General features: G+C 35.8%; 12 protein-coding genes. All 12 read left to right on the top strand.

The window, feature by feature from the left end:
* Window positions 1–31 precede the first annotated feature (31 nt).
* The 12 genes from OQ292_RS33090 to OQ292_RS33145 all read left to right on the top strand — a co-directional run bounded on the left by OQ292_RS33090 (window position 32) and on the right by OQ292_RS33145 (window position 12,565).
* The gene (locus OQ292_RS33090; protein WP_284688560.1) at window positions 32–1,621 is read left to right on the top strand and encodes a sialate O-acetylesterase; all 1,590 of its coding nucleotides are present in this window, start codon (window positions 32–34) and stop codon (window positions 1,619–1,621) included.
* A gap of 90 nt (window positions 1,622–1,711) precedes the next feature.
* Window positions 1,712–3,040: a glycoside hydrolase family 88/105 protein gene (locus OQ292_RS33095; protein WP_284688624.1), complete on the top strand. Its 1,329-nt coding sequence runs from the start codon at window positions 1,712–1,714 to the stop codon at window positions 3,038–3,040.
* Between the two features lie 9 nt (window positions 3,041–3,049).
* Window positions 3,050–4,438, top strand: a complete 1,389-nt coding sequence (locus OQ292_RS33100) for a rhamnogalacturonan acetylesterase (protein WP_284688561.1) — start codon at window positions 3,050–3,052, stop codon at window positions 4,436–4,438.
* Between the two features lie 33 nt (window positions 4,439–4,471).
* Window positions 4,472–5,944, top strand: a complete 1,473-nt coding sequence (locus OQ292_RS33105; RefSeq protein ID WP_284688562.1) for a glycoside hydrolase family 28 protein — start codon at window positions 4,472–4,474, stop codon at window positions 5,942–5,944.
* Window positions 5,945–5,991: 47 nt separating this feature from the next.
* A complete protein-coding gene (locus tag OQ292_RS33110) occupies window positions 5,992–7,158 on the top strand; it encodes a glycoside hydrolase family 88/105 protein (RefSeq protein ID WP_284688563.1) in 1,167 nt (388 codons plus the stop codon).
* Between the two features lie 207 nt (window positions 7,159–7,365).
* Window positions 7,366–8,592 carry a WG repeat-containing protein gene (locus OQ292_RS33115; RefSeq protein ID WP_284688564.1) on the top strand — a complete coding sequence of 409 codons (1,227 nt, stop codon included), beginning with the start codon at window positions 7,366–7,368 and terminating at the stop codon, window positions 8,590–8,592.
* A gap of 3 nt (window positions 8,593–8,595) precedes the next feature.
* On the top strand, window positions 8,596–9,066 hold the full coding sequence (locus tag OQ292_RS33120) for a hypothetical protein (protein ID WP_284688565.1): 471 nt from the start codon (window positions 8,596–8,598) through the stop codon (window positions 9,064–9,066).
* Window positions 9,067–9,075: 9 nt separating this feature from the next.
* Window positions 9,076–9,543: a hypothetical protein gene (locus tag OQ292_RS33125; RefSeq protein WP_284688566.1), complete on the top strand. Its 468-nt coding sequence runs from the start codon at window positions 9,076–9,078 to the stop codon at window positions 9,541–9,543.
* A 259-nt stretch (window positions 9,544–9,802) separates the two neighbouring features.
* A complete protein-coding gene (locus OQ292_RS33130) occupies window positions 9,803–10,462 on the top strand; it encodes a class I SAM-dependent methyltransferase (protein WP_284688567.1) in 660 nt (219 codons plus the stop codon).
* Window positions 10,463–10,673: 211 nt separating this feature from the next.
* Window positions 10,674–11,519 (top strand): alpha/beta fold hydrolase, encoded by an 846-nt coding sequence (locus OQ292_RS33135; RefSeq protein WP_284688568.1) that lies wholly within the window; start codon window positions 10,674–10,676, stop codon window positions 11,517–11,519.
* Window positions 11,509–11,982 carry an RNA polymerase sigma factor gene (locus OQ292_RS33140; protein WP_284688569.1) on the top strand — a complete coding sequence of 158 codons (474 nt, stop codon included), beginning with the start codon at window positions 11,509–11,511 and terminating at the stop codon, window positions 11,980–11,982. Before OQ292_RS33135 ends, OQ292_RS33140 begins: the two co-directional genes overlap by 11 nt.
* Window positions 11,969–12,565: a hypothetical protein gene (locus OQ292_RS33145; protein ID WP_284688570.1), complete on the top strand. Its 597-nt coding sequence runs from the start codon at window positions 11,969–11,971 to the stop codon at window positions 12,563–12,565. Before OQ292_RS33140 ends, OQ292_RS33145 begins: the two co-directional genes overlap by 14 nt.
* Window positions 12,566–12,742: the final 177 nt, after the last annotated feature.

Here is a 12,742-nt window from a genome sequence, read left to right on the forward strand (position 1 = left end):
TTGGATTGTGGAGAAAAAGACTAATAAACTTATGAATCTGACAAAAAAATCATTTCATCAACTTACTTACAAACTCACAGTTGTAATCCTTTTTTCATTGCTTGCATGCTCTGTGAAAGCGGCTGTAATCTTGCCAGATATTATTGCCGATAATATGGTTTTACAGCGAAATAAGCCCGTACCGATCTGGGGCACAGCAAGTCCGGGAGAAGAGGTTACAGTAACATTTGCTGGGCAAACATTAAAGACTACAGCCAAAGAAGACCGCAAATGGATGGTAAAACTAAAAGCCATGCCTGCAAATGCCAATCCGCAGAAGATGATTATTAAAGGGAAAAACACCATCGAGTTGAGTGGAATTGTAATTGGCGAAGTTTGGTTGCTTACCGGTCAATCGAACATGCAACTGATTTTAAGCAGTACAACCGATGGTGAAGAAACGATTGCATCAGCATATAAACCCAATATCCATCTATTTAATGTAGATAGAAAAATTGCTTTCCATCACAAAAGAGGCAATCTGGCGAATTGGGAGAAATGCACACCACTTTCAGTAGAAGAGTTTAGTGCAGCGGGTTATTATTTCGGAGTTGATTTGCAGGAAGCTTTAAACATCCCAATCGGATTGATAAATGCATCTTTTGGTGGTTCGCAAGTAGAAGCTTGGATGCCAGAAGAATATCTGTTGGCTTCAGAAGATTTTAAACCTTGTGTAGATCGCACAGCGCTTTGGGCTGCCGAAAGGCCAGAAGTACAAGCCAAATACGATAGCGATATGGAAGCTTGGAAAAAGGCGGCCGAAGAAGCAGAAAAAAACAATACCAAAGCGCCACGTCAACCGAGAGTGCCCGATGCTTTACGCGATTACCGCATTGCAGCATCCATTTATAACAACATGATCGAACCACTCATACCTTATACTATACAGGGTGCTTTCTGGTATCAGGGGGAATCTAACGAGGAGAGAGCAGAACAGTATGGTATGCTTTTGCCGGTGTTTGTCGTATCTTGGCGAGATAAATGGAAAGCAAATGGGGGAATAAAAGATTTTCCTTTTGGCATCATCCAGCTACCTAACTATCGAGATATTGAGCCAGAACCAGTAGATAATACTTGGGCTCATATTCGTGAAGCACAGAGAAGAACTGTAACTAAAACCAAAAATACAGCTTTGATAGTCACCATAGATATAGGAGAGGCGCACGATATTCACCCACATAACAAACTGGATGTAGGCAAGCGCATGGCAAGATGGGCACTGGCAGATGTGTATGGAAAAGAGATGGTAGCAACTGGGCCAATGTTTAAAAAAGCCAAAGTAAAAGGTGATAAAATTGAGTTGCTATTTGATGTAGTAGGAGAGGGATTAAAAACAAAAGATGGACACGCACCGATGGAATTTGCCATAGCAGGAGCCGATAAAAAATGGTATTGGGCAAAAGCTAAAATTACAGGTAAAAACAAGGTAGAAGTTTGGGGAGATGAAGTACCAAATCCAGTAGCCGTGAGATATGCATTTAATAGCAATCCTAAAAACCCTAATTTGACTAACGAAAGTGGTTTGCCAGCAGCACCTTTCAGAACAGATAACTGGCCTGATCCGACTGCCGGGAAAAGATAAATATTAACAAAATCCACGAATATGAAGATGAACAACCTATTATTAGACAACTTAAAGAAACAAAAAAGCAGCCTCGCTGGCAGGCTTGTAATGCTTTATTTCCTTTGTAGTAGCTCGTTTGCTTTTGCGCAAGAGCCAAAAATGAATGACTCAAATACACCATTGCATTTACTGCAACCCAACTATCCGACACCTTATACCATTTCTAGCCCCGAACAAGTGGAAGCTGTTATTAATAAGGTGTACACTTATCTGAATGCAAATACGCCCACCAAAGTAGTAGACGAAAAATCTGGCAAAGAAATTACCGATTTCTCAAAGCCTAATGACAAAGCCATTTTAGCAAAAGGCGATTTTAGGCTATTGAGTTATGAGTGGGGAGTAACTTATGCAGGTATGTTGGCTGCAAGTAAAGCCACTGGCAAAGATGCCTATGCCGAATATGTAAACAACAGAGTTTCATTTATTGCTGATATGGCCAACAAATACAGAAAATTAAAAGAGCAATATCCAGAAGCAAAAACACCTTTCCGTTCAGTGCTTGAGCCACATGCTTTAGATGATGCAGGGGCGATTTGTGCGGCAATTATTAAAGCTAAGAGAAATGGTTTAGATGCAGATGTGCAGCCAGTAATTGACAACTACATTGATTACATCAGCAACAAGCAGTTTAGATTATTCGATGGCACATTGGCAAGAAACAGACCTTTGCCTAACACGCTTTGGCTCGACGATTTATTTATGAGTGTGCCTGCTTTGGCACAAATGGGAAAACTTACTGGCGACAGAAAATACTTTGATGATGCCGTGAAACAGGTTGTACAATTTTCTGAACGTATGTTTAATGAAGACAAAAACCTATACATGCATGGTTGGGTGCAAGATATGGGCGTGCATCCGCAATTCCATTGGGCAAGAGCAAATGGCTGGGCAGTAATGACCAAGGTGGAGCTTCTAGATGTATTGCCAGAAGATCATCCGGGAAGGGAGAAGGTGATGGATTTACTCAAAAAGCATATTTATGGTTTGGCTTCTTACCAAGATGGAACCGGTTTCTGGCATCAACTAATCGATAGAAACGATTCTTATTTAGAAACTTCAGCAACTGCTATTTACACTTATGCCATTGCCAAAGCCATTAATAATGGTTGGATTGATGAAAAAGCTTATGGCTCAATGGCATTACTAGCTTGGAACGCTGTTGTGAGCAAAGTAAATGATGAGGGACAGGTAGAAGGAACTTGCGTGGGTACAGGCATGGGTTTCGATCCGGCATTCTATTACCACAGACCTATTAATATCTACGCAGCACACGGTTATGGTCCAGTGCTTTTGGCGGGTGCAGAAATTATCAATTTACTTAATAACAAGAAGGCAGAGATTAATGATAGTGCCATTCTTTTCAGTGAAAATAATTAAGGTAAACTAATGAAAGTAACAGGTTTAAAACATATAGGCTTCGTATTACTGCTCGCAACAATCTTTTGTTCGTGTACGCCTAAAGGTGAATCTCAGACTAAAGAAATTGCTACAGAAACAGATGAAACTATTGATCAACCTGTTACCTTCAAATTTGATTTTGGAGATGGCAATGCAGCAGATGGCTACAAGCAAGTAACTAGTACTACTTTCTATTCTCCTGAAACTGGTTATGGTTTAGTTTCTGAAACTCCATTAAGTACAGGTAGTAATAATGGAAAGGAAGATGCTTCATCAGATTTTTTGACAAGCGTACATCCATTTTATTTCACGATGGATATGCCAGAAGGGAATTATAGAATAAAAATTACTTTTGGCAATGAGCAAACAGCTACCAAAGCCACTGTTAAAGCAGAATCTAGAAGGTTGATGCTTTATGATTTGAATTTAGCTGCAGGTGAGTTCGCTACAAAATCCATTGTAGTAAATGTGCGCACTCCCAAAATTAATGAGCAAGAAAGCATTCGCCTCAAATCAAGAGAGCATCCTTATTTAAACTGGGACAATCAACTTACACTAGAGTTTTCGAATAAAAACCCGAATATCAATTCCATCGAAATTACAGAAGACAAAGAAATACCCACAGTTTTTCTGGCAGGCAATTCTACAGTAGTTGATCAGGAATATGAACCGTGGGCTGCTTGGGGGCAAATGTTTCCAGCATTTTTAAAAGATGATATTGCTGTAGCCAACTATGCCGAATCTGGTGAAACGCTCAAAGCATTTGTAGGCGAAAAACGATGGGAAAAGGTAATGAGCAAGATGAAAGCTGGCGATTTTCTTTTTATCGAGTTTGCACACAACGACCAAAAACCCGGTGGTGCGCATGTAGAAGCTTTCACTGGTTACAAAGAATTAGTTAAAAGATTTATCAAAGAAACCAAAGACAAAGGAGCTACTCCAATTTTGGTTACCTCCATGCACAGACGCAGGTTCAACGAGCAGGGAAAAATCATCAACACGTTAGAAAATTATCCGGAAGCCATGCGCCAAACAGCCGAAGAAGAACAAGTTGCATTGGTCGATCTAAATGCCATGAGCAAAGATTTTTATGAGGCAATGGGAGTAGAAGATTCTAAAAAGGCTTTTGTACATTTTGCAGCAGGCACATTTCCGGGACAAGAGAAAGACCTAGCAGACAACACCCATTTTAGTACCTATGGTGCTTATGAATTGGCAAAATGTATTGTGGAAGGAGTGAAAGACAATGTGCCCGAACTGGCAAAACATTTAAAAGATAATCTTCCAGAATTCGACCCGGCAAAACCGGATGATTTTGAAAGTTTCGACTGGCCATTGAGTCCTTCATTCGAAAACAAAAAGCCAGATGGCAATTAGGTCATTTTATAAACAGAAAACAACAAGGAATATATGAAAAGAAATAAGATATGGAACGGACAATTGAATCTGTTGCTATTTGCCGGATTGCTAGCAAGTCTGTTTGCGATAGAGTTATTACATACAACATCAGCTTTTGCACAAGAGCAAAGTGAAAACCCTGCTTGGGTAAAGAAAGTAGGTGCTAGAAAAACGCCCAAGTCTAATAAGATATTTAAAGTGAATGATTACGGTGCTGTGGCAGATGGTAAAACACTCAATACCAAAGCAATACAAGATGCCATTGATGCTTGTGCTACTAAAGGAGGCGGCATTGTTAGCTTTGAAAATGGCACTTATTTAACCGGTTCTGTTTTCGTAAAAAAGGGTGTGAACTTGCAAATTGGCAAAGGTGTAGAAATTAGAGGCAGCCAAAATATCGAAGATTATCCGGAGATTGACACCCGTGTAGCAGGCATTGAAATGAAATGGCCAGCAGCACTTGTGAACATCATCGATCAAAAAAACGCAGCCATTACCGGAGAAGGAACCATTCACGCGCAGGGCAAACCCTTCTGGGATATGTACTGGAAAATGCGTAAGGAAGAATACGAACCAAAAGGCTTACGCTGGATTGTAGACTACGATGCAAAAAGACCTAGAACGGTGTTGGTTTCAGGTTCTACCGATGTTACCATTTCGGGCCTTACATTAAAACAAGCTGGCTTCTGGACGGTGCATGTGCTTTATTCTGAGTTTGTTACGATTGACGGACTCATTATTAGAAACAATGTAGATGGCCACGGCCCAAGTACAGATGGTGTTGACATCGATTCGTCTTCTTATGTTTTGGTAAAAAACTGCGATATAGATTGTAATGATGATAATTTTTGCTTGAAAGCAGGTCGCGATGCAGATGGATTAAGGGTAAATAAACCGGCAGAGTATATCGTAATTCGCGATTGTATTTCTAGAAAAGGCGGCGGACTCATCACTTTTGGTAGCGAAACTTCTGGAAGTATCAGGCACGTATTAGCACAAAATCTGACCGCCAAAGGAACAGGCATTGGCATCAGGTTTAAGTCTGCTACTACCAGAGGCGGTACTGTAGAAGATATTTATATGAAAGATATTTACATGGATGAAGTGGGTACGCCAATAGAAGTTTCTATGAACTGGAATCCGAGCTATAGTTATTCTACTTTGCCAGAAGGATACGATTATGAAACCATTCCACCACATTGGAAAACCATGTTAGAAAAAGTGGAGCCTGCCGAAAAAGGGATTCCGAAATTTAAGAATGTACATATCGAAGACATTAAAGTAACCAATGCAAAAAAAGCGTTGTCTGCATCTGGTTTAGAAAACTCTACCATAGAAGAATTTTACTTTAAAGATATTGATATTGAAGCAGAGACTGCCGGACAGATCAATCACGCAAACGGATGGAAGTTTGAAAATGTAACTTTCACAACCAAAGATAATAGCAAGCTTTCAGTAGAGAATTCTTCTGATATGGATTTGTAATTGATGTATTAACTTAACATAACTGTATTTATACATATAATTTGGAGATGAGAAATAGCAATAACAGTATCATTCGCAAAAGTGGTTCTTTGGGTTTTATCTGCCTGATTTTCTTGGGATTATTTGCCTGTTCAGATTCGCAGGAGTTGCCACCAAAGCAGGAAATTTTAGATAAAATGGTGCTCACTAACAAATACTTTATGGAGAAATGGCCTGATGTAGGCAAGCGCATTGTAACAAACCGTTCCCGTGCCAGCAACATCTGGACGAGAGGAGTGTATTACGAAGGGCTCATGAAACTCTACGAACTCAAACCTGAGCAAGCATACTACGATTACGGATACACTTGGGGCGAATTTCACGAATGGAATTTACGCGATGGAGACACTTACACCCGTAATGCCGACAACCAGTGTGCAGGGCAAACTTATATTGATTTGTATTTAATCGATCAGAAGAAACCCGAAATGGTTGAATACATTAAAGCATCTATAGATAGCATGATGCGCACTGAAAAAGTAGACGATTGGGACTGGATAGATGCCATCCAAATGGCGATGCCGGTGTTTGCCAGACTGGGTGTAATGGAAAATGACGATGCTTATTTCGAAAGAATGTATGCCATGTACGACTTCACCAAAGATTCAATTGGCGAAAATGGGCTTTATAATCCCGAAGATGGGCTGTGGTGGCGCGATGCAGATTTTGACCCACCCTACAAAGAACCTAATGGCGAAGATTGCTACTGGTCTAGAGGAAACGGCTGGGTAGTAGCTGCTTTGGTGCGAGTATTGGAGCAAATTCCTGCCGATGAACCCCACCGAAAAGAATATGAAGCCGACCTTAAAAGCATGCTAGAAGCATTAATTCCTCTCCAAAGAGAAGATGGTTTTTGGAACGTAAGTTTGCACGACCCAACCAATTTTGGCGGTAAAGAAACCACAGGCACTTCGCTATTTATATATGGAATGGCATGGGGCATTAATAACGGTTTGCTCAGTGCAGAGAAATACAAGCCCGTAATCACCAAAGCTTACAATGCCATTGTAAATGAGGCAATTCACCCCAATGGATTTTTAGGCTACGTACAAGGTACAGGTAAAGAGCCGAAAGATGGCCAGCCAGTAACCTATGACAGCAAACCCGATTTTGAAGATTATGGATTAGGATGTTTTCTATTAGCAGCAAGTGAAATCTACAAAATGGTCGATTGATCTCGTTCCCAGATTGACATACAAAACAGCGGATATTGAAAAAGTATTCGCTGTTTTTTGTTTTGGGGGATTGATGTATCAAGAAAAAAATATGTAGGACACCTAGAAAATAGGTATTTTTAATAGATTATCAATGAAAGTATAGTAATTTAACTGCATAATCATTTTGTCTGTTGATTATGTAGATATTAAAGAAATACGTTGAAAATGGATAAAAAAAATATCAAGTCAATAATAAATAATTTAATTCAAAAAGGAGAAACAAAAAAAGCTCTTGACATTTTATTGACTGAAAAATTTGATAAACAAAATAAAGAAATAGTTATACTTTGTAATCGCTATCATGAAATTAAGAAAAAATCAAGATTAGGTATAATAATACTACAAGAAGAACAAATTGAACTCAATAAAATTAATGTTGCTGTTTTAGAAATTTTAGAAAATATAAATGAAAGTAAAATTTCAAGTGAGAAAAATGAACAAAATATTTTCACCAATAGTAATCTTAAAACAATCATATTATCAATTTGCATTGTAATTCTTTTAATATTTACAGTGATATATTATAGTTTAAAAATCAATAAACCTCAATTAGAAGAAAAAATATTAACAAAATCTGAATCATTAAATCCTACTTCTACCGAAAGTTTCGAACGACCTGAAAATAAAGAAATAATAAAGGAAAGTAACCTTGAAAAGGATTTAGAACTAGAGCAAGCTATTAAACATATTCTATCTAAAAAGCCTGATGATTCAAATGAATTTGAGCAGTTAATTGTTAATAATCAATTTGAAAAGGCACTTGAAGTCATTGAAATAGCGGAAACAAGAACTAAAGATAAGTATTTACTAACTCATTTAGATAATAGAAGAAAATCTATTTATCTAATCAGAGAACACGATATAGATAATGCATGGATAAGTTTTCCTAGAACATTGATATTAACAGTAAAAGAAAATAAATATGGGTTACTTAATAGAAAAGGTGAAGAAGTTTGTAAACCAAAATTTAATGAAATTGAACCTCTTTTTTTTGGGAATTTATACTGTACTATATTAGACAGCATGTATGGCTTTTTTAATGAAGAGGGAGAAGAAATTTTCAAAACTGTTTTTTCGGAAGTAAATCCAATGATCTTTGACGAGTTTACATTAGTAAAAAAAGATGGACTTTATGGATTATTAGATATAGATGGCAATTTTATACTTGAACCCAAATTTAATCAAATAGAAAGAGTCATGGAGGATCTAATTTTCACTAATGAAAATGAAAAATGGGGAGTAATAGATACTACTGGTTATCAGATTTTAGAAAATGATTATGAACAACTTGAGTATATAAAAAAAGAAGGCTTAATTTACGCTGTTAAAAAAGGCAAAGGTGAATATCTTGATAGAAAAGGAAGACTAACTACAAATCCAGCATTAAATTAACTTATGAAAAAACCTATTGAAATAAAGATCAATTACTTTAAACATATAGTTTTCATTATTTTTTCAATTGTCTTTATTTCAGGCGGAATATACTCTGCATATTTTACAGAAGACCCAAGCCTTATTCTTAAAATTACTATGGGCTTAGCTATTCCTTTTCTTTCTTATTGGGCTATTGTTGTACAGTTAAAAACTATCTTTAAACGGTCTAAACAAATAATAATTCGTGAAAGTGATATTGAGTTTTATACTGGACTAAAGAAATATAACTTACACTGGAAAACAGTTAAAGAAATAGAATTTGGCGAAGAAATTAAAAATAATAATACGATATACATTTGTGAGATAATTACCATAAATGGTGAGACTCACAAGATTTACTTGAACGACTTAGATCATAAACTAAAGATCATTTACAAGTTAATAAAAGATAGCTTTAATGAATATCAAAAACACTTAGCAGAATTAAAATAAAACCAACCAATGATAAACCCTCTAAAAGAATCTTGGATACCAGAACTTCTTCCTATCAATCGGGAAGAAGATTATCACACACATTATATTGGCAAAACGCATAACGGTGAACAGTTTTTTGGATATGAAACTTTCGTATTTCCTGTTGGTGCTTCAAATGAACAATGGGAAACCTCTAGAAAAGAATATGTAGTCCTTTACATTTTCGATGAGTTGGGAAATCATATAAAAACAAATTACTGGTATGCAGGAACCACAGCAGAAATTCAACCAGATACCACTAGCAAAAAACTTGTAGAAATGATTACTGAACTTGGTAAAATAGAGTTTGGTGATATTGCTGTAAAACCTTTCAAAACGGTAATTGATGGCATTGAATTTGGTTTAATTCCAGAAGACAAAACCCAATCTATCGTATTACAACCTAACTCAACTATTGCATTTTTCGAACCTTGGGATGGAGAATATTATACATAAAAGGGAAAGAAACTCCATCAAAGCCACACTCCCACTCCGTTGACTTCCTTCTAAACAAAGAGCATATTAACAGTCTGTTAATTTGGGCTAAGTGAATTGATTTCAATTTTTTTAATACTTATATTGAGTTGTACACTTACCTTCAACTACAACAAACAAGTCAAACCTGATTTAAGAATTGTAAGTCTTAAACGAGAAAATTTCATTAATCCTCAAAAGCTGTATTCGCCAATTATTTGTATAAATCTATGGGAATAAGATGAATGAAATCACAAAAAACTTTTTTTTAGAAATTGGTATTTCCAAAGGTATGACTGTGCTTGATGTGGGATGCGGAAGAGGAATCACCACTGAGCTACTAGCCGAAATTATTGGTGATAATGGTAAAGTAATAGGTATAGATTCAAATAAAAACAGTATAAATTCAGCTTCTGCAATTGCTATCTCAAAAAAGCAAAACAATATAAAGTATATATGTTCAGATTTAACAAATCTATCTATAGAAGCATATAAATTTGATGCCATTGTGGGAAGACGAATACTAGTGTATTTATCTGATCCCAAAACAATAATAAGAGAACTTTCTAAGCTTTTAAAACCTGAAGGGATTATGGGTTTTCAAGAACATGATTCTACTGGAATAATTAATAAAGAAAAAATGCCTCTGCATTACAAAGTTAATAATTGGTTATGGAGCTTGGTTGAAAGTAATGGCGGAAATATAAATATTGGAAAAGAGCTCTGGAATATTTTTTCTCACGAGTCTATGCGCATAGAAAATATAAAATCAGAAGCCATCATTCAAACTCCAAATAATAATGTCTCCATAGCTCCTATTTTACAAAACTTAGTAGGAGTATTATTAGCTAAAAAAATTATTTCAGAGGATGATTTAAATAATTTATTTGACAACCCTTGAGTCTGAAAAGAAAAATTCAAACAGCCTTTTTATAAGAGAATTAATCTTTTTTATAACTGCTAAGAAAAAATAAAATCAATATATAGCGATTAAAAAACACTCCTCAGGCGCTCCAACAGCCCATTAGAAAAATATTTAAATTTTTTTTATTAGTTCTGTAACATTTTAGGCACTCCTGTATCTAAAAGTCGAACAAATAAAAAATAACAAAATGAAGAGTTTAAAAATAACCATTGTTTTATTATTCGCTTTAAGCCTAAATAATTTTGCTCAAACTGTTACAGATGCTTTTGAAGTAGTTAAAAGTGGCAAAGGTGCAAAGTCAATTATTTTAATTCCGGGTTTTGCTAGTGCTGGAGAAGTTTGGGACGAAACTAAATCTAAATTTGAACAAGGCTACACTTGCTACACATTAACAATGGCTGGTTTTGCAGGAGTAACCCCACAAGAAAATCCTACTTTTAAAAATTGGGAAACTAGCATTGCCAACTACATTAAAACCAACAATATTGAAAAACCGATTATTATTGGCCACAGCATGGGAGGCGTTTTTGCAATGGCACTAGCGGCAGATTATCCTGATCTTATAGAAAAAATAATTGTAGTTGACGCACTACCTTGTATCTCTGCTTTGATGAATCCAACTTTTAAATCGGTGGAGAAGCCCGATTGCACAGCTATGGTTCAGCAAATTACTTCTGCCAGTAATGACCAATTTTACCAAATGCAAAAAATGTCTGCTCAAAGACTTGTGGCAGATACCACCAAGCAAGAATTAATACTGAATTGGAGCTTACAATCAGACAGAAAAACCTTTGCCGAAATGTATTGCGACTTTGCTAATGTGGATTTAAGAGAGTCGATCAAAAACATAAAATGTCCTTCGCTTATCTTGCTAGAAGATTACTTTAAAAATATAAAACCTAGTATTGAAGCACAATACAAAAATCTACAAACTGCAGATTTACAGTATTCAACCAAAGGTTTGCATTTTATTATGTATGATGATAAGGACTGGTATTTCAATCAATTACAAAATTTTTTAAATGGCATTTGAAGAAATATATAATACCTACTGGCAAAAAATATTTCGCTTGTGCATGGGATTTACCAACGATCACGATCTAGCTCAAGACATGGCTCAAGAAACATTTATAATTGTATGGAAACAGTTACCAAAGTTTAGAAACGAGTCGAATATTGGCACTTGGATTTATAGAATAGCTACAAACAATTGTTTGCGACAGATCGAGAAGCAAAAGCGATATCCAAGTGCGGAGATGCCAAAAAATATAACAGAAGAAAAACAGGCTAACATCGAACCGAAAATTCAATTGCTTTATAAATTCATCTCTGAGCTAAAAGAAACTGATCGTATTATTATCTCATTGGAATTGGAAAATATTAAGCAGTCAGAAATAGCCAACATTGTAGGTATTTCGGAAGCAAACACAAGAGTAAAAATTCATAGAATAAAGGAAAAATTAACTCAAAAATTTAAAGAAAATGGACTCAAGTAATATAGATTTAAACGAATTATGGGCTGGTCAAAACGCAGACAAACCAGTATTGAAAGACCTTCACAATAAAATGGATGGTTTTAAAAAGAATTATAGAAGAAAAATTATCTTCACCAATTTACTTTTAATTCCCACTTGTGTTTTTGTCATATTCATTTGGGTATATTTTCAGCCTGAGCTGATCACCACCAAAATAGGGATCGTATTGGTGGTTTTAGCTATGGCAATGTTCATCTTATCTACAAGTAAAAGTTTAGAGCTTTTCAACAAGGTAGACGAAACAGAAGACACTCAACACTATTTAAAAAACCTTTTGGCGATAAAAGAAAAGCAATTATACATACAAACTACAATTTTAAATTTGTACTTTGTTTTGCTTTCGCTGGGTATTGTACTTTATCTGTATGAGTATGCATTACTTATGCCAACAGTTTGGGCTGTGTTCACTTATGGTGTATCAGGGCTTTGGATTTTGCTTAATTGGTTTTTCATACGACCTAAACAGATAAAAAAACAGCAACAGAAACTGAACGACATCATCGATAAATTTAAAAATATCCAGTCTCAATTAGATAAAGAATAGAAAACACAAAATGATTTCTGGTTTTTAAAAATAGTAAAAAAAATCACCTTTAAGGATTGGCAAACATCAATCCTTTTAGCAATTAGCAGAAAATATAAATCATGCTTAATAAGCTAAAAAACGCTTTTTAAAGGGAATACAATACTAATTGTTGGGTAAGAAAGTCATTAGTGCTAT

Source organism: Chondrinema litorale, assembly GCF_026250525.1.
In the GTDB taxonomy this organism is placed as follows: Bacteria; Bacteroidota; Bacteroidia; order Cytophagales; family Flammeovirgaceae; genus Chondrinema; species Chondrinema litorale.

What these genes read in the sequence shown, in the direction of transcription:
- OQ292_RS33090 (WP_284688560.1), top strand. Translation starts at nt 32, where the DNA reads ATGAATCTGACAAAAAAATCATTTCATCAACTTACTTACAAACTCACA.
- OQ292_RS33145 (WP_284688570.1), top strand. Translation starts at nt 11,969, where the DNA reads ATGGACTCAAGTAATATAGATTTAAACGAATTATGGGCTGGTCAAAAC.
- OQ292_RS33135 (WP_284688568.1), top strand. Translation starts at nt 10,674, where the DNA reads ATGAAGAGTTTAAAAATAACCATTGTTTTATTATTCGCTTTAAGCCTA.
- OQ292_RS33140 (WP_284688569.1), top strand. Translation starts at nt 11,509, where the DNA reads ATGGCATTTGAAGAAATATATAATACCTACTGGCAAAAAATATTTCGC.
- OQ292_RS33110 (WP_284688563.1), top strand. Translation starts at nt 5,992, where the DNA reads ATGAGAAATAGCAATAACAGTATCATTCGCAAAAGTGGTTCTTTGGGT.
- OQ292_RS33130 (WP_284688567.1), top strand. Translation starts at nt 9,803, where the DNA reads ATGAATGAAATCACAAAAAACTTTTTTTTAGAAATTGGTATTTCCAAA.
- OQ292_RS33095 (WP_284688624.1), top strand. Translation starts at nt 1,712, where the DNA reads ATGCTTTATTTCCTTTGTAGTAGCTCGTTTGCTTTTGCGCAAGAGCCA.
- OQ292_RS33120 (WP_284688565.1), top strand. Translation starts at nt 8,596, where the DNA reads ATGAAAAAACCTATTGAAATAAAGATCAATTACTTTAAACATATAGTT.
- OQ292_RS33115 (WP_284688564.1), top strand. Translation starts at nt 7,366, where the DNA reads ATGGATAAAAAAAATATCAAGTCAATAATAAATAATTTAATTCAAAAA.
- OQ292_RS33100 (WP_284688561.1), top strand. Translation starts at nt 3,050, where the DNA reads ATGAAAGTAACAGGTTTAAAACATATAGGCTTCGTATTACTGCTCGCA.
- OQ292_RS33125 (WP_284688566.1), top strand. Translation starts at nt 9,076, where the DNA reads ATGATAAACCCTCTAAAAGAATCTTGGATACCAGAACTTCTTCCTATC.
- OQ292_RS33105 (WP_284688562.1), top strand. Translation starts at nt 4,472, where the DNA reads ATGAAAAGAAATAAGATATGGAACGGACAATTGAATCTGTTGCTATTT.